The sequence below is a fragment of the Lysinibacillus sp. NPDC096418 genome (assembly GCF_044762775.1).
In the GTDB taxonomy this organism is placed as follows: Bacteria; Bacillota; Bacilli; order Bacillales_A; family Planococcaceae; genus Lysinibacillus.
The window spans coordinates 1-21,947 of record NZ_JBIWEY010000017.1; the positions used below are offsets into that span (position 1 = coordinate 1).

Below are 21,947 nucleotides of genomic sequence, written 5' to 3' on the forward strand. Positions count from 1 at the left end.
AATGACTCCGGCAGCATACCGAAGTCATTTAATCGCTGTTTAATGTAGCAAATGGTCTTTTATTAAACTGTCTACTTTATAGGGTTCAGTTCATATTCGTCCTTCAAGGCTTTTTTTATTTATAATAAGCCAATCCACTTCCAGTATGTTGCTGAGAAGAGTAGTACGAGGAGATAGCCAATAATCGTTAATGGAATACCGGATTTTAAGAAATCCTTACCAGTGAATGCACCTGTACCGTAGGCAAGCATATTTTGAGGTGCGCTAATTGGTAATAAGAAGCCGAAGCTGATGACAAATTGTTGGACTAACACGAAGCCAATTTGGTCAACATCCATCGTAATGGTTGTAGCTAGGGCGATAAATACTGGGATGAGTGCAGAAGAAAGACTTGTTGCACTCGCAAAGCCTAAATGGATTAAAATATTGAAAATAGATACGAGAGCAATTGTTGCTAGAATCGGCATAGAGTCTAGACCAAGTGAACCGAATACAGCGTCAGATAACCATTGTGCTCCTTTTGTATCGAGTAAAATCGTACCGAGTGCAATGCCGACTGCGAAGACGATAATTGTACCCCAAGGAATAACTTTTTCAACATCTTTCCATGTATATACGCCAACTTTTGGTGTTAATAAAATTGCGATGGCAACAATTGTTACAGTAGTGGTATCGAATGGATGTAATTTCCCTTCTGTAGCCCAGAAAAATAATAAAATAATAGATGTAGCGATTAACCGAATTTCTGGTCCTTTTAGTGGCCCGAGTTCAGCTAATTGTTTTTTAATGACATTACGTCCACCCTCAATATTATTCGTTTCAGGCTTAATGAGTGTAATCATAATGAAGAATAATGCAATCGACATAATGATTGAGAAAGGCGCTGCATAAATGAACCATGCGCCCCATGAGATATCAATACCGAATTCTTTTTGAATAAAGTTCAATGCAACCATATTTTGTGCAGCGGCTGTTTTAATACCAATATTCCATATGGAAACGGCCTGAACAGAAGTGATGACGAGTAGGGCAGCAAGTTTACTATCACGTGGTAAACCGAAAGCTGCAACCATTCCCAGTAGGATTGGGACAACTGCGCCTGCGCGAGCAGTTGCGCTAGGTACAAAGAATGCTAATACAATCGATACTAAAATAGCACCGAAAACGATCGCTTTTGTTTTTGTACCGACCATCGATAAAACCCATAAGGCCAAACGTTTATGTAGATTTGTGACTTGCATAGCAGCTGCTAAAAAGAGAGCTGCTGCAACTAGTGCTACAGCAGAGTTACTAAAACCGCCGAGTGCCATTTTTAACGCTGCTTTTGTGCCAAGTTCAACTGAAGGATCTTCCATGGAAGGCGCAAGACCGAGTGATACGGCAGAAATTGCAATAATCATCGCAGAACTGACGGGATAGGATACAGCTTCAGTTACCCAAAGTATGATAGCGAAGGCTAAAATAGCTAAAGCTCGTTGACCAACTACAGGTAAGTCCCCATCGTTTGGTAAAAAAGTAATAATAATAAGTGCTGTGAATGCTAAGCCAATCCATAAGGGTTTTAAATTTCTTTTAGGTACTGCCTGATCGGGATTAGACATAATGATTCATCCTTTCTATTCACAATTATAGTTATAACTACCTATAACTTCGGTTAGTTAAATGTTTTATTAAGAAAGTAATTTGTGAATTTTTTATTAATTTTGAAAGGATATAAGATATGCTCTATTCATAGAAAACATGGGTCTTTACGAGAAAATTCAAGGTCACAGAAATGACAAAAGATCTATTTGAATATTATTTATTTTTCTTAAAGGCAGTCGTTACCTTTGGTTCGGTTCCTTGAACGAGCCGCTTAATATTTTCAATGTGCAGAACAATCGCGATGATGAATAGTCCAATTGCGATAAAGGTAGGACCAATACCAGGAATCCATAGATACGTCGCTGTACAAAAGACCAGATAAAACTCAAGTACACCTACGATTAAATAGTTTGTAGCGAAGGATAATATGACGAATAAAATAAGCGCGAAGAGTCCAATTTTCCAATCGACAGCTAGTAAAATACCGATAATTGAAGCAGTTCCCTTACCGCCGTTAAAACTCATATGGTATGGGAAATTGTGTCCTAAAATAACCCCAGCTGCAATCGTATAGGTTAGTAGCCAAATTTGTTCACCTGTAAATAATGATGAATCTGCGAAATATAGATGTATTCCAATTATTGCTGCAACCCCTTTACCAATATCAATAAGTGCTACTAAAATGCCGTACTTCCAACCAAGAGTAAGCGTAGCGTTCGAGGCACCAGCATTGCCATGCCCAGCTTTTTTTAAGTCTACGCCCGATAAAAGATGCGCTATTTTAGAGCCATGGATACAGCCGATTAGGTAACCAACAAGGATACATATTATTACAGCTTGAATCATAAAAAGCTCCTTTCAAAAATATTTAGTTATTAGTAGTATATGTATTTATAGTACGAGATTTAGAGGACAGAAGGTTCAGAAAATATAAAATTTTAGTGTTGACAGAAAAAAATACTAAGTTTATACTGTGTAACAACGATGGAAATTGAATCACATACTCTTATCAAGAGAGGCGGAGGGATAGGCCCGATGATGCTTCAGCAACCAGCAAGTGACGAACTTGCTAAGGTGCTAATTCCTACAGATTCTTTAATTGGATCTGGCAGATAAGGGGAGGAAAACTTGCAACCGCAACCCTCTTCTTAACTGAAGGGGGTTTTTGTTTTCTACACAAAAATCCTCCTCATCTCCGGTACCATCGTAAAAAAACAACCATTTAGGAGGAATTATTCAATGACAAATCTTAGACCAGAAACACTACTACTACACGGTGGCCAAGAGCCGGACCCAGTGACTGGCTCTCGTACAGTACCGGTTTACCGTTCAACAGCATTCGTATTTAAAGACACTGCTCATGCGCAACGTCTTTTCGCTTTAGAAGAAGCAGGCAATATATATACACGTATCACTAACCCAACTGTAGACGTTTTCGAGAAGCGCGTCGCTTTATTAGAAGGCGGTACAGCGGCAGTAGCACTTTCATCTGGTGCAGCAGCTATCGCGTTTTCAATCTTAAACCTTGCAGGCACTGGTGATGAAATCGTAGCAGCAAGCTCTTTATACGGAGGCACATATAATTTACTAGCCAACACATTACCAAACTACGGTATTAAAACAATATTCGTAGACGAAACAAATCCAGAAAACTTCCGTTCAGCTATTAATGAAAAAACAAAAGCGATATTCGCTGAAGGTTACGGAAATCCAAGCTTAAAAGTATTAGACGTTGAGGCAGTAGCGAATATTGCACATGAAAATGGGTTGCCATTAATTATCGATAGCACATTCGCTTCTCCTTATGGCTCAACTCCAATCGAATTTGGTGCAGATATTGTTGTCCACTCAGCAACGAAATGGATTGGCGGTCATGGAACAACATTAGGTGGCGTTGTCGTAGATGCGGGGAAATTTGACTGGACAAAAGGTCGCTTCCCAAGGTTTACAGAACCAGATGCATCATATCACGGCCTACGTTACGGAATTGATACAGCGGCGGCTGCATTTGCCACAAAATTGCGCGTACAATTACTTCGTGATTTCGGGCCAACATTAAGTGCTGATGCAGCATTCAACTTATTACAAGGTTTAGAAACGCTTCATTTGCGTATCCCTAAACACAATGAAAATGCACAAGCAGTCGCTGAATATTTACGCAACCACCCATCTGTGGAATACGTAAACTACAATGGCTTGAAAGATTTCCCAACCCATGATCTAGCGAAGAAATATTTGAAAAATGGCTTCGGTTCTGTGCTTACATTTGGCATTAAAGGTGGACGAGAAGCAGGTCGTCTATTAATTGACAGCGTAAAATTATTCTCCCACGTGGCGAACGTAGGGGATGCGAAGTCTTTAATTATTCACCCAGCATCTACAACTCACCAACAGCTTTCGGCAGAAGAACTAATTCAAACTGGTGTATCGGAGGAGCTCATTCGCTTATCAATCGGTTTAGAAGCAATTGAAGATATTATTGCAGATTTAGAACAAGCTATTGCACAAGTTGTTGCTGCTCAACAAGTAAAGGCTTAATTCGTACTTTGATTTTTAGATAAACTAGATTGATAGTTGTAACGTTTACGTATTTTCTCATTCGAAATGCCTCATTCGGCAATGCGTAAAACGTTGCTATATCAATAGTTCATTCCATTTGATGAGTAATCTAGATTTTTTTAAAATTAATACCAAGTAATTTTATAAGTATTATTGATTTATTTAAAACCTTGTTGTATACTAGGGATTAAGTTGAACGTTAGAAGGTTACCAACCAAAACGAATAACAATACAAATTACGTTTTCATAAGTGCTCCCCCACTTTTGAATATATAGAAAAAAAGGCGAGTAGTTGCATAGCCAGTAACTACTCGTGATCTTGTAGAACTGAAGAAGAAGGAGTGTTTGAAATGGGAAATGTTTATAGTGCACAAAACGTTGCATCGTATCTGATTTATGAATTAAATGAAAGTAATGAATTTGTAAATAACATGTCCATTCAGCACTTACTTTCGTTAGTTGAGACGAGATGGCAACAAGCTTTTGGACACACAGCCTTTAAAGAATTTGTGCATACAAAAGAAGAAGCATATACAGTGAAGGAAGTATTTGAAACATACGCGGTACATAGTGGAAGTCATATTTCATTACCAGCAACAGAATACTATTTAAAATACGGTACATTTCAATTAGTAGAACGCACATATGCAGTACCAAACTTTACACAAGTTGAAGAAAAAATTGTGCAAGCAGCTTTAGCTCAATATCACTATGTACGATTAACTAAAGCAAGCTAGTAAACTTTCATATAATGAATTTATTACTCGTTCTCTAAAATAGGAGAGCGAGTTTTTTGCTCCAAAAATAAATAGACAATTATATAGAAAGAAATAAAGATAATTGGGCACTCTATATGAATAAATGAATCGTCGATATTTATTCAAAATTATATAAGTGCTAAAGTACGTATAGTACAAGGAATGAAACCGATTTCTATTGCACATCTAGAGAAAACAAATGTCCTCTCTAGAGAGATTTTTCTTGTGTAATGTATTTTTTTACGTTACAATTTTCATTAAGTTAAATTTTGAATTGTTTGAATTTGTGCGATGCACAATTCAAAATCTGGACGCAATTCCACCGAGGCGGAATTGATCAAATTTCGAAGCGTATGTTGGAGGGAATGACGGTAATGGCAACAATAAAGGCAGCAATCTTAGGTTTTGGAACAGTAGGCCAAGGGATTTACCATATTTTAAATGAAAAACGAGAAGAACTTAAGAATAAATTAGGCATTGAACTAGAAGTAGCAAAAATTTTGGTAACGGATGCTAGTCGTGAGCGTGTACCGGGGACAGCCCACTTGATGACAACGAGCATGGAGGATGTGTTAGCAGAGCCAGGCATGCAAGTCGTATTTGAAGCGATTGTCAATGAAGAACCAGCGTACAGCTACCTAAAACGTGCAGTAGAGCATAAATGCCATGTAATTACTGCAAACAAAGTAATGTTTGCTAAACGTGGTCTTGAGCTGCAAGAGCTAGCAAAGAAAAATGGAGTCTTTGTAGGTTATGAAGCAACAACAGCGGGTGGCGTTCCTGTTATCAAAACGATGAAAAATATTCTTCTTGTAAACGATGTAAGTCGTATTCAAGGAATTTTAAATGGTACATCTAACTATATTTTAACGAAAATGCGTGCGGAAGGTTGGTCATTTGCGGATGCGTTAACCGAAGCACAAAAATTAGGCTATGCAGAGGCTGATCCGTATAATGACGTATCTGGCCAAGATGCTTTCAAAAAATTAATGATTTTAAGTGCACTCGCATTTGGTGAACAACCAGATTGGGCTGACGTTGAGGTTATTGGTATCGACAGTATTTCAGCGGAGCAAGTGAAGGAAGCAAATGAAAAAGGCTTACGTTATCGCCATGTTGCAGAGGTTGAAAAGCTAGCAGATGGTAAAGTGGTAGCAAAAGTCGGCCCACTATTAGTTGATAAAGAACATCCACTTTACCCAGTTGATGACGTAAACAACGCAGTAGCGTTAAATACAAATTATATTGGCACATTAACGCTAGTTGGTCCGGGTGCAGGTATGTATCCAACGGCAAGTGTTATGGTCGAAGATTACGCAGAAATTATCGGCAAACGCGCAGGCTTTGTCGTAACAATTTAAAAATTCCCGTGCAGGCAAATTAGCTGCACGGGAATTTTTGCTTCGTATTCTTAGTCTTCATCCTTGACGTCAATATCTTCAGGGATTGGTGTGTTGCGCCAAATTTCGATTTCTTCTTTAATTCGCTCAAGCTGATCAAAATAAGTGCTAAATTGACTGCTGTTTATAAGCAATTGTTCGCCGTCGTAAACAGAACGAATCCGTCCTTCATAGATATAGCGAAGCACTTGATCCTCGGGCATCCCCAGCTCGATGGCGGTTTCCTCTAAAGTTTTATACATAGTGTTCGCTCCTTTTTACTGCTTTTATTATAACTTTTTTATGCCACAACGCCTATTATCTTATTGAAAGTAAATATTATGAAATAAAGAATTGTCTGAATGTATTGAAATGGTATAGTTAGAGTTAATAATCGTAAGGATTGAGGTGCAGTTTTTTGAGTATGTACCCATATTTTTTTGTGTTGGTGGCAGCTATCTTATGGGGTATGACTGGTACAACACAAACTTTTTTAGATGATGGTATTTCTCCAGTAGCGGTAGCTGCAGTACGTTCAGCTATTGGTGGAGGATTGTTATTAGTTGTCGCAATAGCACTAGGTAAAATACGTTTACGCACGTGGTCATGGCGTTGGACATTAATGGCTGCAACGAGTATTGCGTTATTCCAAGGGTTGTTTTTCTCATCGATCCGTTTAACGGGTGTTGCTATTGGTACAGTAGTGACGATAGGTAGCGCACCAGTTTTCTCAGGCGTGTTAGAGTGGATGTTGTGGAAAGTACGCCCTACGAAGGTGTGGGGAGGTGCGACTACGTTAGCAATCGTTGGTTGTGTACTACTATTTGTGAATACCGGTGATGCATCAGTACATATAGGTGGCATTATACTGGCATTATGTGCGGGTGTGTCGTTTGCTTTTTACACAAATGTTAGTAAAAAGTTAATGATGTGTGAGGATGCATTACCGGCAGTCGCTATGACATTTTCGCTATGTGCATTATTGTTATTCCCGTTCTCCATTAGTGAAGGTTATAGCTGGCTAACGCAGTCACATAATTTATGGGCCATGCTTTTCATGGGGGTTATGTGTACAAGTGTCGCCTATTTATTGTTTTTAAGTGGTTTGCAAAAAATAAGTTCATCTTCGGCAGTTACATTATCGTTAGCAGAACCTTTAACAGCGGCAATACTTGGTGTCTTTTTTGTAGGGGAATTTTTAAGTGTAACCTCTTGGGGCGGTGTAGTGATGCTGCTCGGAGGTATTTTGGTATTGACGCTCGGAAGCAAAAATACAAAATGATATACTAGAAAAGGGGGAGCTCAAGATTTTTGTAGCGACCTCTTTTTTTCTTAAGAAATTCTTCATTTTTATGATAACTGGATATTAAGAATTGGAAGGTACAATATTACTTGAGAGCGAGGTGTATATCATGACGAAGTTAACAGTTCTAGTAACAGATGATGATCAGGATATTCGTGATGGTATAGAAATTTACTTAAAAAATGAAGGCTATAATGTGATTAAGGCTGCGGATGGTGCTGAGGCACTCGAAAAGCTAGCTAATAATGAAGTACATTTAATTATTTTAGATATTATGATGCCGAATATGGATGGCATTACAGCAACGTTTAAAATTCGTGAAGAGCGTAATATTCCAATTATTATGCTTAGTGCAAAGGCAGAAGACGGCGATAAAATTCACGGGTTATCTGTAGGCGCAGATGATTATGTTACAAAGCCATTCCATCCATTAGAGCTTTTGGCGCGCGTGAAATCGCAACTTCGTCGTTATGTACAACTTGGGACATATAATGACGGAGCTGCAAAGGTGGAAATTGACGGTCTTGTGCTAGATGAAGATGCCAAAGAAGTGATTCTTGAGGGTGAGCCTGTTCGATTAACACCTATTGAATACAAAATTACAGAATTACTAATGAAAAATGCAGGGCGTGTCTTTTCGATTCGGGAAATTTACGAGCGTGTGTGGAATGAGGAAGCGTACAATGCGGAAAATATTGTGGCTGTCCATATTCGTAAAATACGTGAAAAAATCGAAGCGGATCCGAAAAATCCACGCTATTTAAAGGTGGTGTGGGGCGTTGGCTATAAAATGGAGAAATAAAATCGAACAGTATATAACCGTAGCTGGTTTTGTAGCAGGTGTAATCGGGCTAATTTATTTTGGTGTGTATGCGTACCAAGTGGTAAATGCACGCTCACCAGAAATGCTGAAATTACTTGAGAAAATTTTTTAGAAGAAGGGAGTAAATGCTAATGAAGAAATGGAAATCACTCCTTGCACTCATTTGTTTAATTTGGTTTATCTTTGGCGTGTTTTTATTTGCAAATATTGGCTATAAATATATTGGGAAATCATATTTTGATACTGACGATTTCGGATTTAATTTGGAGCAATTTGAAGAGGAATTAGGGCCTTATGTATTGAATGTTCCAAAAGCGGATGAGCTGAAAAAGAAATTGACGGTGTCACAAGAAGAAATAGAGGAACATCGCAATCGTTATGGCTCTTTCGGTAACCAAGTTGAAAATATTAGACAGCAATACGAGGCGCAAATTCAAGAAGCAATTGCAAATAAAGCAGATGAGTTAAAGGCCAAACTTGAGGCAGAACGAGATGACAAAATTAAAGACATTACGAAAAATTTCGAAGATGATGAGTATGTAAAAACGAAAGTCATGAAAGAAAAAGAAGCTGTTATTGATGAATATATAGCAGCAGCGCGACGAGAAGCGAAAAATTTTAAGAAAAGCTTTAACTACTTTTCGTATGAGTTAGTAAATACTGAAAATGGTAAAAAATATGTTTCAGGAGATGTAAGTGAGGATCTCGCTTATAAAGTGGAATATACGGCGCAAAAGCCATTGCGTACATGGAATATTAGTGAAGGTTTAAATGGGATTTCACACCAAGCTTATGTGTATATTAACACCGATCGTGAATTTACGGATGAACACACGTATGTGGATGAGGACCGAGGAATGTTTACTGACTCGATAAAAACAGAAGAAGTAGCGACTAGTCCATACGAAGAGAATCCAACGATTGCGCAGGAATATACGTATACAGGTACAATTGCAATAACGAAATCTTCATTTCTATCAATGGGAAATGAGGAAGACTACAATAAATTTAAACGCAATCAATATGTATATTCTTTCATTTGGCTCACTAGCCTCGTTGCTGCATTTATAGCGTGGCGTTGGCGTAAATCAATTATCACAATTTCTATATGGGGAGATTTTGAAGCAAAGCTAAAAAAATTACGGTTTGATTGGCAAGTAACGAGCGTTTTCTTAACAGGTATTGTGTACTGGCTATCATTTTATTTACTTTTTGAACCGATTGAATATCAATACCATAGTAATTATGTAGAGTTTATAGCTCAATTCCTGACATCGATGGTAGTTATGAGTATATTGGGGATAGCCTTCTTTATTCAAGCTATTTGGTTATACAGACGTATAAATACACTTGATGAACTAGGGAGGAATCTACGAGAAAGTTATTTATGGCATCTAGGTGATTCGATCGCAGATCTATTTTTAAATCGTTCAATCGCACTACACTCGATTGTTGTAGTAGCTGCTGCATTCTTCGGTGGGGGAAGTTTTGTTGCCTCAATGGTAAATGGAGGATTCCCTGTACTAGTATTTGGAGTTTGTGGGATTGTGGGTGTACCAGCATTTGTTGTCTTCCTATCACGCATGGGCTACCTAAACCGCATTATGAAGGATACGGAAGATATGGCAGAGGGACGTTTAAATCGTGATGTAAAGGTGAAGGGGAAATCACCACTAGCTAAGCATGCAGAGAATTTAAATCATTTACGCGAAGGTGTTCGCACGTCAATGCATGAACAAGCGAAAAGTGAGCGTTTGAAAACAGAGCTTATTACGAATGTAAGTCATGATTTACGCACACCGTTAACATCGATTATTACGTATACGGATCTATTGAAAAAGCCGGATTTAACAGAAGAAGAACGAAAACAGTACATTCACATTCTCGATAAAAAATCAGATCGACTGAAGGTACTGATTGAAGACTTGTTTGAAGTGTCAAAAATGGCGAGTGGGAATATCGAGCTTCATAGAAGTCGTGTTGACTTAACACAACTTGTACAGCAGGCTGTGGGTGAGCACGAGGAAGATTTAGCAAAACAACGCTTAGACTTGCGTATGACGATGCCACCTGAATCTATTTATGCTTATGTAGATGGGCAAAAATGGTGGAGACTTATTGATAATCTAATTGTCAATGTCTTGAAATACGCACTTGAAGGTACACGTGTCTATGTAACGTTAAAACGCCATGCAAATGGTGAAGCGGAATTTACTGTGAAAAATGTTGCAAAGTATGAAATAAGTGAAAATGCAGATGAATTATTTGAACGTTTCAAACGAGCAGATGCTTCTCGTCATACAGAGGGCTCTGGATTAGGTTTAGCTATTGCACAATCTATCGTAGATTTGCATGGTGCACGAATGAGTATTGAAGTTGATGGTGATTTATTTAAAGTCATCGTCACAATTCCAACAGTATAAATTGAGAAACAGCGGTAGAAAGTATCTGCCGCTGTTTTTTATCTATAAATAGCTATAAACCAATGTTTTTTGCAATAATCATTTTCATCACTTCGTTGGTACCTGCATAAATGGACATAACGGGGATATCTCGGAATCGTCTAGCAATTTTATATTCTTCCATATAGCCATAGCCTCCGTGAAGTTGCATACACTGTGCTGAGAGCTCTCGTGCATTTTCTGTAATCCAATATTTTGCCATCGAAACTTTTGTAACGACATCTTTACCAGCAATATGGTCTTCGATTAATGAATTTAAAAAAGATTTGCCTAGTTCAATTTTGGTTGCCATTTCAGCAATCATGAATTGTGTATTCTGGAAGTCACTAATATGTTTGCCAAAAGCTTGGCGTGATTTCACGTAGTCGATTGTTAGAGAAAGCATATCTTCAGCAGCGGTTTGTGCCGCAATAGCAACTATTAAGCGCTCTTGTTGTAATTTCTCCATCATATAGCTGAAGCCTTTCCCTTCTTCACCGAGTAAATTTCCAACGGGTACACGACAGTCATCAAAGTATAATTCAGCTGTATCTTGTGCATGCATACCGACCTTTTCCAGTTTACGCCCCTTCGTAAAGCCAGGCGTATCTCCTTCGATCACCAGAAGGCTGACACCTCGATGCTTTTTCTCTGCGTTTGGATTTGTTTTCACAGCTACAACGACTAAATTAGTATGAATACCATTTGTAATAAAGGTTTTTTGTCCATTCACGATATAATGATCGCCGTCACGAATGGCAGTCGTTTGGATGTTTGCTAAATCTGATTCTGTTCCTGGTTCAGTCATTGCGATTGCTGTAATGAATTCACCTGTTACACATTTAGGTAACCAACGCGATTTTTGTGCAATTGTACCGAAGGCCTCTATGTAAGGCACAACAATATCATTATGCAGACCAACACCGATGAGACTTGAGCCGATGCGCTCTAATTCTTCTTGAATAATGACACCAAAGCTAAAATCTAAATCGAGCCCACCATATTGTTCTTCCACTTGGGGACATAAATAACCCATTTCCCCAAGCTTACGCCAAAATACAAGTGGAATGAGACGGTCTTTTTCCCATTGTTCATAATGCACTTCGGCTTCCTCTGCTAAAAATTTACGTAAAGATTTACGAAATAACTCGTGCTCAATGGATTCAAAATTATATTTAGTCATACCGAAAAAAACTCCTTTCTGTTTTTATCTATGCTTTCTCGTATATATGTATAACTTTACAGAAAATTAAGATAAATTATAAGGGGCTTTTGAAATACGATTGCATATGAAAATGATATAATTAACAATTAATATATGGAAATAGGAGTCTATTAGATGGCAAAAATTATAGGAGCGCTTGTAGTTGTAATATATAGCGGCTTAACATTTTATTTGGGATGGAATGCGAGGCGTTGGCTTGTAGCAATGGATTGGTATTACAATACAATCATTTTTTGGACAATCCTGTATGTTGTGTCGTTTAGTATTGTGATTGGACGTTTACATGAGTCACTAAGAATTTTTTCGGTAATCGGTAATTACTGGATGTTTATATTTGAATATGGGTTGCTCCTTTGTTTAATGGCGCAATTTGTCATGTGGGTGACGCCATTTAAAAATGTTCAGTTGATTGGGTGCATTGTGGTTGCTGTGTTGGTTCTATTATTTATCGTTGGATCGTACTTAGCCTATTCACCCGTTGTGCGTAATTTAACAGTAACGATGGATAAAAAAGATAGTGAATTGACGTCAATGCGTGTAGTTGTTGCGTCAGATTTTCATCTAGGTGTTTTATCGAATAAAAGACATCTACAACGTTTTGTTAATGTATCAAATGAAGCGAAGCCGGATGTTGTCTTTTTAGTGGGAGATCTTGTTGATGATGATCCTAAGTGGTTTGTGGAGGATGGCATGGCAGAGGTGATGAAACAGCTTACCTCAACGTATGGTGTATATGGGGTCCTCGGAAATCATGAATATTACGGCAAGAAGATTCCTAAATTCGTTGAGGAAATGGATAAAGCCGGCGTAAAAATTTTACGAGATGAAACTATTCAAGTTGATAAAGCGTTCTTAATAACTGGGCAAGAGGATACAACGAATAAAGAACGGCAGAAATTAAAGGCATTAAGAGTAGATAATCATTTGCCGTGGTTTGTGATGAATCATACGCCAAATGATTTAGTAACGCCAGCGCAAGAAGGTGTGAATTTTCATATGTCAGGGCATACACATAAAGGGCAAATGTGGCCAAATCAGCATATTACTGCACGTGTTTTTGAGCTCGATCATGGTTATAAGTTAAAGGAGCAAATGCATACACTTGTTTCATCAGGCTTTGGCTTTTGGGGACCACCAATTCGTATTGGTAGTCGTTCTGAACTGTGGGTAGTGGATATTACTTTTCGATGAAAAGTATCGAAAAATGAAGATTCTTTTATTCAACTTATATATAATGTAAATTGTGTTTGATACAAAAAAGGTAAGGTGACAAAGTGGAAATTATAGAATTATTAAAGGCGCTCATTTTGGGCTTTGTAGAAGGAATGACAGAGTTTGCACCAGTATCGTCAACAGGGCATATGATTATTGTCGATGATATGTGGCTAAAAACAGAAGAATTCTTAGGGAAATATCCTGCGAATACGTTTAAAATTGTTGTGCAATTGGGTTCAATATTAGCTGTAGTCGTTGTCATGTGGAAGCGAATATTAAGCTTAGTAGGTTTATATAACATTGGTGGACAGTCTAAATCGATGAAGGGACGCTTCAATTTAGCGCATGTCATTGTTGGGATGTTGCCAGCAACTGTAATCGGTTTTGCTTTCAAAGATTTCATTGACGATCATTTGTTTAAAGTAGAACATGTCATTTATGCATTAGTTGCAGGTGCAATTCTAATGATTGCTGCCGATAAATTGGCCCCGAAAAAGCCGAAAGTTGACTCTTTAGATGATATTTCATACGGCTTAGCATTTAAAGTAGGCTTAGTGCAGTGTTTATCATTATGGCCAGGTTTCTCACGTTCGGGAGCAACAATTTCGGGTGGGGTATTGTTTGGTATTAGTCACCGCGTTGCAGCTGATTTCACATTCATTATGGCAGTACCGATTATGGCAGGTGCAAGTCTTGTCTCTGTACTGAAGAATTGGGACACGCTATCAATGGATTACTTAGGTTTCTATGTTGTAGGCTTCATTAGTTCATTTGTGTTTGCATTACTATCAATTAAGTTCTTTTTAGCGCTTATTTCAAAAGTGAAATTAATGCCATTTGCAATTTATCGTTTAGTACTTGCGGCAGTATTAGCTTTCATTATTTTTCTTTAATTAATAAAAGTCACGTATTCTTAAATAGAATACGTGATTTTTTAGTGGAAAAGATTTATGAAATAGCAGATTGTAAGTCACTATGGAATTATTGTGATATATTAAATGTTCATATTGAAGTTATTATGTAGTTCTTAAGACCTTTTATTTTATGTTTTCTCTATATTTAGCCATTTTAAATTAGCTATTTTTATTCAAACTATTGTCACAAAAATATTGGAACTTTATAATTATATTCATAAAGGCTTACTTGGTAAATTTCCCTTTGTTTCAAATTAGAAAATGTATTTAATTAGTAATAATACACTGTATGAGGTGGAGAAATGTTTCAGTTTAGAAGTAAACCTAAAAAAAATACAATTGTTATTAATGAAGTAGCAAACACGGGCATCGTTATTCAAGATTTTGAGCGATTACAGCAGTTAGAGCTTGTAAATTTAACGGAACGTGATTTACAGTTGATCAAAAGCTTGAAGCCTTATGTAGAACAAAGTGTTGTGGACGTTGTTCAAGGGTTTTATAAAGCCGTAGAGAATGTACCTACTTTACGAGAAGTGATTCAAAAGCATAGTTCAAGTGAGCGTTTACGTCAAACATTACGTCATCACATCATAGAGATGTTTGAAGGTCGAATTGATGAGGAATTTATGGAGAAGCGACGACGTGTAGCCAAGATGCACGTGAAAATTAATCTGTATCCCAAATGGTATTTAGCAGCATTCCAAAACCTTGAGAAATCCTTACGTAGAATTGTATATGATTTACAACTGTCTTCTGATGAAGAGGAAGAAATTTGCGATGCTATAAGTAAAATATGCAATTTTGAGCAACAAATTGTTTTGGAAGAGTATGCCAATTACTCGGCGCAATTAATGGAGCAGCAAAGTGGGGCAGTGAAAACTCATGTCAAAGAAGTGATAGGTAGTATTTCCACACAACTGGAAGTACAATCACAAGACACGAATAAGGCTGTAACAGAGCTGATCGCTAGTGCAAAACAAGTAAATAGTTACTTATCAGAAAGTATTACCGAAGCGGAGGTAATGCAACAGGTTTCAAGTGACGGCTATACGAAAATGATTAATTTGAATGAGCAAACAGGAAAAATTAATGAGAAAACAATTGAGATGGCTGAAATGGTGCAGTTATTGGATTCATCTTCTTCTCAAATTAATGCTGTTGTTGTCATGGTAAAAAGTATTGCAGAACAAACGAATATGCTTGCACTCAACTCAGCGATTGAAGCTGCTCGTGCGGGAGAGCATGGTAAGGGGTTTGCAGTTGTCGCTGATGAGGTCCGTAGATTGGCCAATCAAACGAAAGATTCGGTAGAGCAAATTGCCGATTTGATTGGAAAGTCTAATGGTATTACGACACAAGTTATACATGCTATTCAAGATATTCAAGAACTTGTGAAAAGTGGAATTACTCAAAATGCAGAATCTTTAAGGGCATTTGATGAAATTTCTGGATCGGTTGATACGTCAATTGTAAGCTTCCAAAACGTAGGGGACAAAATAGCTGAACTTGCGTATATTGTAGAGTTAATTGGCGAGTCGTCGGGTGAATTAGAACAGGCTGCAACCCGATTAGATACAACGATAAAAAGTTTTTAACATAATAATAAATGGCTATGTACTAAAAAGTAGGTGCATAGCTTTTTTGTTAATGATACGCTTAAGATACTAAGGGGAACTGACTAAAGGGGTGTACGTATATGAAAAAGAAATTATTCATTACACGCAAATTTCCAGCGCATATTGTGGAACCGTTAGAAGAATTTTATGATATAAAACAGTGGCCAGAAGAAGAGATGGTAATACCACGCGAAAAATTGTTAGAAGCGGTCGCAGAATGTGAAGTATTATGGGTGACGCTTGAGGATCTTGTCGATGAGGAATTGCTTTCACATGCTCCAAACTTAAAGCTTGTGACGAATTTAGCAGTGGGCTTTAACAATATAGACATACCGGCACTTCGTAAATATGGTGTTAAGGCAACGAATACACCTGGTGTATTAACCAATTCAACGGCTGATTTAGTATTTGGTTTACTACTAGCAACTGCCAGAAGAATTCCTGAAAGCGAGCGCTACTTACGTGAAGGTAAGTGGAAAAGCTGGTATCCAATGCAGTTGGTAGGCAAGGATGTGTCGTGCACAACCATAGGTATTATTGGTATGGGTAGGATTGGGCAAGCAGTTGCAAGACGGGCTAAGGGTTTTGATATGAAAGTCCTTTACCATAATCGCAGACGTCGACATGAAGCTGAGGAAATGTACGGATTTAGGTATGCTTCACTAGAAGAGTTATTACTTCAATCGGATTTTGTCGTTATTATGACACCCTATAATAAAGACACAGTTGGTCTTATTGGAGCCAAAGAGCTTGCAATGATGAAAGATGATGCAGTATTAATTAATGCCTCTCGCGGTGGCATAATTGATGAGGCAGCGCTTTATGAAACGATGAAGAGTGGGAAGCTATGGGCTGCGGGGTTAGACGTTTTTGAATATGAGCCAATTCCAATGAATCATCCATTACTAACATTACCTAACGTAGTAGCACTTCCACATATCGGGAGTGCATCAATACAAGCAAGAACAGCCATGCTGACGTTAAATTACAATGCACTTGCCGCATATGGGCAAGGAAAAGCCGTATCTAATCGTATAGACTAATAGAAAAAAGAGCTATCTCAATGGAATTTGAGGTAGCTCTTTTTAGACACAATGCCTAACTTATTTATTAAACATATCGAATAATCCACCGATACCGCCTTCACCAGTAGATCTACCGCCACCACCTTGTGAAATAGGTGCAGCTGCAAAGACACGACTCGCTAAACGGCTAAATGGTAATGATTGAATCCACACTGTACCTGGTCCGCGAAGTGTTGCCAAGAAAATACCCTCGCCACCGAACAATGCTGTTTTTACGCCACCTACAGTTTCGATGTTGTAATCTACATCCGATGTCATCGCTACTAAGCAACCTGTATCGACGCGTAGTACTTCGCCGTGTTGTAACGTTTTTCGATGAATTGTACCGCCGGCATGCACAAAAGCAACCCCATCACCTTCTAGTTTTTGCATGATGAAGCCTTCACCACCAAAGAAACCTACACCAATTTTACGTTGAAATTCAACCCCAACAGAAACCCCTTTTGCTGCAGCTAAAAAGGCATCTTTTTGACAAATGATTTTACCTTTATATTGACTTAAATCCATCGGAATGATTTTCCCTGGGTAAGGTGATGCAAAGTATACATGACGTTTTCCTGTGCCTACGTTTGTAAATGTCGTCATAAATAAACTTTCTCCAGTAATAACACGTTTCCCGGCACCAATTAATTTCCCCATAAGTCCACTTTGTGAACTACCTTTAGAGCCATCGCCGAAGATTGTTTCCATCTGAATTTTATCATCCATCATCATTAATGCGCCGGCTTCAGCCACAACAGTTTCCTGTGGATCAAGCTCAACTTGTACGTATTGCATGTCATCGCCGAATAATTTGTAGTCAATTTCGTGGTTATTCATCTTGTCATTCCTCCAAAATATTTTTTATTGTTACTGTATACGATTATACATCACAATAGTTTCCCATATATTTAATTGTTTTAGAAAAAAAGGTAAAAACATAGCGAATGTCGAATATAAAAAACTAGAATGTGTATTATTTATTTACGGGGGTGGTTATGGTGGATATTAAAAATTATATCAACGGTGAATGGGTAGAGCATACAAATTCACAAAAAATAGCAGTGACAAACCCTGCAAATGGAGAGCAATTAGCAACAATTCCATTATCGTCAGGACATGACGTAGATAAGGCTGTTACTGCAGCGAAAAAAGCACAAAAGAAATGGGCACTAGTTCCGGCGCCAAAACGCGCAGATTATTTATATGCAATTGGTCAAAAGATGAAAGAAAAGAAAGAGTATTTAGCGACAGTATTGACGAAAGAAATGGGCAAGGTAATTGAAGAAGCTAGAGGCGAAGTGCAAGAAGGCATTGATATGGCTTATTATATGGCAGGTGAGGGACGTAGATTGTTTGGGGAAACAACACCTTCAGAACTTGCCAATAAATTTGCGATGAGTGTGCGTGCACCAATAGGCGTTGTAGGTTTAATAACACCTTGGAATTTCCCAGTAGCTATTGCAACGTGGAAGTCCTTCCCTGCAATTGTAGCTGGGAATACGTTTATTTGGAAGCCGTCTAATGAAACACCGATGATGGCATATGAAATGGGGAAAATTTTTGAAGAGGTAAATTTGCCAGCTGGTGTTGCTAATATCGTTTTTGGCACTGGTCCAACAGTTGGGACTGCTTTAATCGAACATCCAGATGTGAAAGTCATCTCGTTTACAGGATCCACAGTAACCGGTAGTAAAGTGGCGGAATTAGGTGGTAAGCATCTTAAGAAAATTTCACTTGAGATGGGCGGGAAAAATGCGGTGATTGTGATGGGTGATGCCGACTTAAACCTCGCTACAGAGGGGATTTTATGGAGCGCATTCGGTACAGCTGGTCAACGATGTACGGCATGTAGTCGCGTTATTGTGCATAAAGATGTGAAAGAAGAGTTAGAAAATCGTCTTCTTGAAGCAATGAAGGATTTAACAATTGGTAATGGCCTAGATGAAGGGGTCAAAATCGGACCGGTCATTAGTAAAGCGGCATTAGAGAAAATAAACCATTACGTACAAATTGGGAAGCAAGAAGGAGCAGTATTACTTTCCGGGGGAAGCATTTTAAGTGATGCCCCTTATGATAAAGGATTTTTCTATGAGCCGACGATATTTACAAACGTGAAGCCAAATATGATTATTGCGCAGGAAGAAATTTTTGGACCAGTCGTGTCGCTTATTGAAGTTGAGAGCCTAGATGAAGCGATAGAAGTAAATAATGGGGTAAAGTTTGGTTTATCGAGTTCAATTTTTTCGCAAGACGTTAATACGATTTTCCGGGCTCAACGTGATTTAGATACAGGTATAGTCTATGTAAATGCTGGTACAACAGGGGCTGAAATTCACTTGCCATTTGGTGGGACGAAGGGGACGGGGAATGGTCACCGTGATTCAGGGGTTGCAGCGCTAGATGTATATACAGAGTGGAAGAGTATTTATGTAGATTTTAGTGGTAAATTACAGAGGGCACAAATCGATACAGAATAACGGATCCATGGAAGGGGATGTTCATGATGAAAGTTGTTGTATTAGGTGCAGGTTTGATGGGGAAAGAGGTTGCACGTGATTTAGTGAAAAGTAACAAAGTGGAGAAAGTATTTTTAGGGGATCTAGATGTAAAAACGGCGCAAGCCTTTGTAGAAACGCTAAATACCGATAAGGTTGAAGTTATAGAACTGAATGCAGAACTTGATGAATCGTTGAAGGCTGTTATTAGTAAAGGTGATGTTGTGGTTAACGCACTATTCTATTCATTCAATGAACGCGTAGCAAGAACTGCTATTGAGGTTGGTGTACATTCAGTGGATTTAGGTGGCCATATCGGTGGAATAACAGAAACAATTTTGGAACTACATGAAGAGGCAAAAGCAAAAGGTGTCACGATCATTCCAGACTTAGGGGTGGCTCCAGGGATGGTCAATATCTTGGCGGGGTATGGGGCGACAAAATTAGATGAGGTAGAATCTATTAAACTATACGTAGGTGGTATACCTACTGAACCAGTTCCACCGCTACATTATACACGTGTATTTTCACTAGATGGTGTGTTTGACCATTATACAGAGCCTTCAAAAACGATTCAAAAAGGCAAGTTAGAAGAAGTGGAATCGTTATCAGGCGTAGAACCGATTTACTTTGAGGATTTTGGAGTACTAGAGGCTTTCTATACGTCAGGTGGCATTTCGACTTTATATAAAACTTTCCCGAATGTGCGAGCGCTTGAATATAAAACGATTCGTTATAAAGGGCATGCAGAGAAATTTAAATTATTAGCAGACCTTGGATTCCTAGATAATAGCAATCTAGTGGAAGTGGATAATAGAGAAATACCTGTGCGTGCAGTTGTTCGTGAAGCGTTGAAAAAGAAGCTAGAGCTTGGCAATAAACAAGATGCAGTGTTGCTGCGTGTCATTGTAGCAGGCGAAAAATCACAACAGCAAGTCACATATGAGTATGAAATGGTCGTACGTAAAGATATGACGATTAATGAAACAGCAATGGCTCGTGCAACAGCAAATACGATCTCGGTCGTTGCGCAAATGATTGGCAATAATGTTATTAACAATCGTGGTGTATTCGCGCCTGAAACAATTGTACCAGGGGATGCATATATCGAAGAAATGGCGAAACGCGGTGTTGTGATTAAAGAAACTTCGCATAAATCAGCGATGATTGTGAAATGGTGAGGTGGCGTGATGAATTTTGAATTTACAACTGAGCAAGAGATGCTACGAAAAATAGTACGCCAGTTTGTGGATGATGAAATAGTGCCTCATATTGCAAAGTGGGATGCGGAGGGAGGCTTTAATGCTGCGCTTTGGTCACAACTCGCTGAACTAGGATTAATGGGTGTTTGTGTGCCAGAGAAATATGGTGGTAGTGGTATGGATTACAATGCCCTTGCTATTGTATGTGAAGAATTAGAACGAGGAGATACAGCTTTTCGCACAGCTGTATCGGTGCATACGGGTTTAAATAGCATGACTTTAATGCAGTGGGGGACAGAGACACAAAAAGTGCAATATTTAGTGCCACAGGCGAAGGGCGCGCAAATTGGAGCGTTTGGTTTAACAGAGCCAGGCGCGGGTTCTGATGTTGCGGCTATGTCGACTATAGCTGTACGTGATGGTGAATATTATGTGCTAAACGGGCAAAAAACATGGATTTCTTTATGTGATATTGCTGATAATTTCATCGTCTTCGCCTATACAGATAAAGCGAAAAAGCATCATGGTATTAGTGCGTTTATTGTAGAGCGTTCAATGCCTGGTTTTACATCAAAGGCGATTAAAGGGAAATACGGTATTCGCGCTGGGAATACTGGTGAATTATTTTTCGAAGATGTCCGTGTCCCCATAGGAAATCGTTTAGGTGAAGAGGGAGAAGGCTTTAAAATTGCTATGTCCGCGCTAGACAACGGTCGCTTTACAGTGGCGGCTGGTGCGGTAGGCTTGATTCAGGCATGTATGGAAGCAAGCGTGAAGTATTGCCAAGAGCGTGAAACGTTTGGTAAACCAATTGGGGAGCATCAATTGGTTGGGCAAATGATCGCGAAAATGGAAGCGGGTTATCAAATGAGTCGCTTGCTTGTTTACCGTGTGGGTGAGATGAAAAATAAAGGTGTGCGTAATACGAGGGAAACTTCTTTAGCAAAATGGCAAGCTTGTGATTTTGCCAATAAGGCTGCGGATGATGCACTGCAAATTCACGGTGCATATGGCTATTCAGATGAGTATCCATTAGCACGTTATTTGCGAAATTCAAAAGCTCCTGTCATTTACGAGGGGACACGAGAAATTCATACGATTATGCAGGCCGATTATGTGCTTGGAAAACGCAATGATAAGCTGTTAGAAAAAATGTTACCAAAATGGCCATTTGAAGAATGATTTATCTTTTACAATAAAATAAGACCGTTGATTTTGGCTATGGGGGCTGCTTCCCTCACTAACGCGTGCCTTTACCGACGTATGGGAAGAGTATGGTTGATTAAAATGAAGAATAATGAAAATGCATTGGGAAGTCCATTCTCGATACCTTTTAACGACATTCTACGAGGGGAGAAAATCCCCT

General features: G+C 38.7%; 19 protein-coding genes and 1 riboswitch. Of the genes, 14 read left to right on the forward strand and 5 right to left on the reverse strand.

What is annotated here, in order from left to right; all coding sequences use genetic code 11:
• Positions 1 to 119: 119 nt before the first annotated feature.
• Both ACIQZG_RS13600 and ACIQZG_RS13605 read right to left on the reverse strand, forming a co-directional pair.
• On the reverse strand, positions 120 to 1,601 hold the full coding sequence (locus tag ACIQZG_RS13600; RefSeq protein ID WP_402755822.1) for a DASS family sodium-coupled anion symporter: 1,482 nt from the start codon (positions 1,599 to 1,601) through the stop codon (positions 120 to 122).
• 196 nt (positions 1,602 to 1,797) lie between these two features.
• Positions 1,798 to 2,430: a glycerol-3-phosphate acyltransferase gene (locus ACIQZG_RS13605; RefSeq protein ID WP_402755823.1), complete on the reverse strand. Its 633-nt coding sequence runs from the start codon at positions 2,428 to 2,430 to the stop codon at positions 1,798 to 1,800.
• Between the two features lie 157 nt (positions 2,431 to 2,587).
• A riboswitch (SAM riboswitch) is annotated at positions 2,588 to 2,703 on the forward strand.
• A 120-nt stretch (positions 2,704 to 2,823) separates the two neighbouring features.
• On the opposite strand from ACIQZG_RS13605, the gene ACIQZG_RS13610 reads away from it, so the two are divergent.
• The 3 genes from ACIQZG_RS13610 (at position 2,824) to ACIQZG_RS13620 (ending at position 6,262) form a co-directional block, all read left to right on the forward strand.
• A complete protein-coding gene (locus tag ACIQZG_RS13610) occupies positions 2,824 to 4,122 on the forward strand; it encodes an O-acetylhomoserine aminocarboxypropyltransferase/cysteine synthase family protein (RefSeq protein ID WP_402755824.1) in 1,299 nt (432 codons plus the stop codon).
• A 371-nt stretch (positions 4,123 to 4,493) separates the two neighbouring features.
• Entirely contained in the window at positions 4,494 to 4,880 is a 387-nt protein-coding gene (locus ACIQZG_RS13615) for a hypothetical protein (RefSeq protein ID WP_402755826.1), read from the forward strand.
• 395 nt (positions 4,881 to 5,275) lie between these two features.
• A complete protein-coding gene (locus ACIQZG_RS13620; protein ID WP_402755828.1) occupies positions 5,276 to 6,262 on the forward strand; it encodes a homoserine dehydrogenase in 987 nt (328 codons plus the stop codon).
• Between the two features lie 50 nt (positions 6,263 to 6,312).
• On the opposite strand, the gene ACIQZG_RS13625 is transcribed toward ACIQZG_RS13620, so the two are convergent.
• Positions 6,313 to 6,543, reverse strand: a complete 231-nt coding sequence (locus ACIQZG_RS13625; protein WP_402755829.1) for a DNA-binding protein — start codon at positions 6,541 to 6,543, stop codon at positions 6,313 to 6,315.
• A 161-nt stretch (positions 6,544 to 6,704) separates the two neighbouring features.
• On the opposite strand from ACIQZG_RS13625, the gene ACIQZG_RS13630 reads away from it, so the two are divergent.
• From ACIQZG_RS13630 to ACIQZG_RS13645, 4 genes are all read left to right on the forward strand, one after another.
• A complete protein-coding gene (locus tag ACIQZG_RS13630; protein ID WP_402755950.1) occupies positions 6,705 to 7,562 on the forward strand; it encodes a DMT family transporter in 858 nt (285 codons plus the stop codon).
• Positions 7,563 to 7,692: 130 nt separating this feature from the next.
• A complete protein-coding gene (locus ACIQZG_RS13635) occupies positions 7,693 to 8,385 on the forward strand; it encodes a response regulator transcription factor (protein WP_402755831.1) in 693 nt (230 codons plus the stop codon).
• Positions 8,363 to 8,518: a hypothetical protein gene (locus tag ACIQZG_RS13640; RefSeq protein WP_402755833.1), complete on the forward strand. Its 156-nt coding sequence runs from the start codon at positions 8,363 to 8,365 to the stop codon at positions 8,516 to 8,518. The genes ACIQZG_RS13635 and ACIQZG_RS13640 overlap by 23 nt, the downstream gene beginning before the upstream one ends.
• A gap of 19 nt (positions 8,519 to 8,537) precedes the next feature.
• Complete coding sequence (locus ACIQZG_RS13645; RefSeq protein ID WP_402755835.1) at positions 8,538 to 10,829, forward strand: sensor histidine kinase; 2,292 nt, start codon at positions 8,538 to 8,540, stop codon at positions 10,827 to 10,829.
• 52 nt (positions 10,830 to 10,881) lie between these two features.
• Here the strand turns inward: ACIQZG_RS13645 and ACIQZG_RS13650 are convergent, their stop codons facing one another.
• Complete coding sequence (locus ACIQZG_RS13650) at positions 10,882 to 12,030, reverse strand: acyl-CoA dehydrogenase family protein (protein ID WP_402755837.1); 1,149 nt, start codon at positions 12,028 to 12,030, stop codon at positions 10,882 to 10,884.
• 156 nt (positions 12,031 to 12,186) lie between these two features.
• On the opposite strand from ACIQZG_RS13650, the gene ACIQZG_RS13655 reads away from it, so the two are divergent.
• The 4 genes from ACIQZG_RS13655 to ACIQZG_RS13670 all read left to right on the forward strand — a co-directional run bounded on the left by ACIQZG_RS13655 (position 12,187) and on the right by ACIQZG_RS13670 (position 16,860).
• Positions 12,187 to 13,263, forward strand: a complete 1,077-nt coding sequence (locus ACIQZG_RS13655; protein ID WP_402755839.1) for a metallophosphoesterase — start codon at positions 12,187 to 12,189, stop codon at positions 13,261 to 13,263.
• Between the two features lie 83 nt (positions 13,264 to 13,346).
• Positions 13,347 to 14,180, forward strand: coding sequence for an undecaprenyl-diphosphate phosphatase (locus tag ACIQZG_RS13660; protein WP_402755841.1), 834 nt, complete (start codon positions 13,347 to 13,349; stop codon positions 14,178 to 14,180).
• A 323-nt stretch (positions 14,181 to 14,503) separates the two neighbouring features.
• The gene (locus ACIQZG_RS13665) at positions 14,504 to 15,796 is read left to right on the forward strand and encodes a protoglobin domain-containing protein (RefSeq protein ID WP_402755842.1); all 1,293 of its coding nucleotides are present in this window, start codon (positions 14,504 to 14,506) and stop codon (positions 15,794 to 15,796) included.
• Positions 15,797 to 15,897: 101 nt separating this feature from the next.
• Positions 15,898 to 16,860, forward strand: a complete 963-nt coding sequence (locus ACIQZG_RS13670; protein ID WP_402755844.1) for a 2-hydroxyacid dehydrogenase — start codon at positions 15,898 to 15,900, stop codon at positions 16,858 to 16,860.
• Between the two features lie 60 nt (positions 16,861 to 16,920).
• Here ACIQZG_RS13670 and ACIQZG_RS13675 read toward each other — a convergent pair whose 3' ends face one another.
• Positions 16,921 to 17,721 (reverse strand): TIGR00266 family protein, encoded by an 801-nt coding sequence (locus tag ACIQZG_RS13675; RefSeq protein ID WP_402755846.1) that lies wholly within the window; start codon positions 17,719 to 17,721, stop codon positions 16,921 to 16,923.
• A 158-nt stretch (positions 17,722 to 17,879) separates the two neighbouring features.
• Between ACIQZG_RS13675 and ACIQZG_RS13680 the strand changes: the two genes are divergently transcribed.
• From ACIQZG_RS13680 to ACIQZG_RS13690, 3 genes are read left to right on the forward strand one after another with little or no spacing between them, the layout of a single operon-like run.
• On the forward strand, positions 17,880 to 19,361 hold the full coding sequence (locus ACIQZG_RS13680; protein ID WP_402755848.1) for an aldehyde dehydrogenase family protein: 1,482 nt from the start codon (positions 17,880 to 17,882) through the stop codon (positions 19,359 to 19,361).
• Positions 19,362 to 19,387: 26 nt separating this feature from the next.
• Positions 19,388 to 20,560, forward strand: coding sequence for a saccharopine dehydrogenase family protein (locus tag ACIQZG_RS13685; RefSeq protein WP_402755850.1), 1,173 nt, complete (start codon positions 19,388 to 19,390; stop codon positions 20,558 to 20,560).
• 9 nt (positions 20,561 to 20,569) lie between these two features.
• Complete coding sequence (locus ACIQZG_RS13690) at positions 20,570 to 21,763, forward strand: acyl-CoA dehydrogenase family protein (RefSeq protein ID WP_402755852.1); 1,194 nt, start codon at positions 20,570 to 20,572, stop codon at positions 21,761 to 21,763.
• Positions 21,764 to 21,947: the final 184 nt, after the last annotated feature.

Bases quoted from the DNA above. Each gene is read 5' to 3' on its own strand.
- ACIQZG_RS13655 (WP_402755839.1), top strand. From the start codon at position 12,187: ATGGCAAAAATTATAGGAGCGCTTGTAGTTGTAATATATAGCGGCTTA.
- ACIQZG_RS13680 (WP_402755848.1), top strand. From the start codon at position 17,880: ATGGTGGATATTAAAAATTATATCAACGGTGAATGGGTAGAGCATACA.
- ACIQZG_RS13690 (WP_402755852.1), top strand. From the start codon at position 20,570: ATGAATTTTGAATTTACAACTGAGCAAGAGATGCTACGAAAAATAGTA.
- ACIQZG_RS13625 (WP_402755829.1), bottom strand. From the start codon at position 6,543: ATGTATAAAACTTTAGAGGAAACCGCCATCGAGCTGGGGATGCCCGAG.
- ACIQZG_RS13615 (WP_402755826.1), top strand. From the start codon at position 4,494: ATGGGAAATGTTTATAGTGCACAAAACGTTGCATCGTATCTGATTTAT.
- ACIQZG_RS13620 (WP_402755828.1), top strand. From the start codon at position 5,276: ATGGCAACAATAAAGGCAGCAATCTTAGGTTTTGGAACAGTAGGCCAA.
- ACIQZG_RS13630 (WP_402755950.1), top strand. From the start codon at position 6,705: ATGTACCCATATTTTTTTGTGTTGGTGGCAGCTATCTTATGGGGTATG.
- ACIQZG_RS13650 (WP_402755837.1), bottom strand. From the start codon at position 12,030: ATGACTAAATATAATTTTGAATCCATTGAGCACGAGTTATTTCGTAAA.
- ACIQZG_RS13670 (WP_402755844.1), top strand. From the start codon at position 15,898: ATGAAAAAGAAATTATTCATTACACGCAAATTTCCAGCGCATATTGTG.
- ACIQZG_RS13635 (WP_402755831.1), top strand. From the start codon at position 7,693: ATGACGAAGTTAACAGTTCTAGTAACAGATGATGATCAGGATATTCGT.
- ACIQZG_RS13665 (WP_402755842.1), top strand. From the start codon at position 14,504: ATGTTTCAGTTTAGAAGTAAACCTAAAAAAAATACAATTGTTATTAAT.
- ACIQZG_RS13685 (WP_402755850.1), top strand. From the start codon at position 19,388: ATGAAAGTTGTTGTATTAGGTGCAGGTTTGATGGGGAAAGAGGTTGCA.
- ACIQZG_RS13675 (WP_402755846.1), bottom strand. From the start codon at position 17,721: ATGAATAACCACGAAATTGACTACAAATTATTCGGCGATGACATGCAA.
- ACIQZG_RS13605 (WP_402755823.1), bottom strand. From the start codon at position 2,430: ATGATTCAAGCTGTAATAATATGTATCCTTGTTGGTTACCTAATCGGC.
- ACIQZG_RS13600 (WP_402755822.1), bottom strand. From the start codon at position 1,601: ATGTCTAATCCCGATCAGGCAGTACCTAAAAGAAATTTAAAACCCTTA.
- ACIQZG_RS13645 (WP_402755835.1), top strand. From the start codon at position 8,538: ATGAAGAAATGGAAATCACTCCTTGCACTCATTTGTTTAATTTGGTTT.
- ACIQZG_RS13610 (WP_402755824.1), top strand. From the start codon at position 2,824: ATGACAAATCTTAGACCAGAAACACTACTACTACACGGTGGCCAAGAG.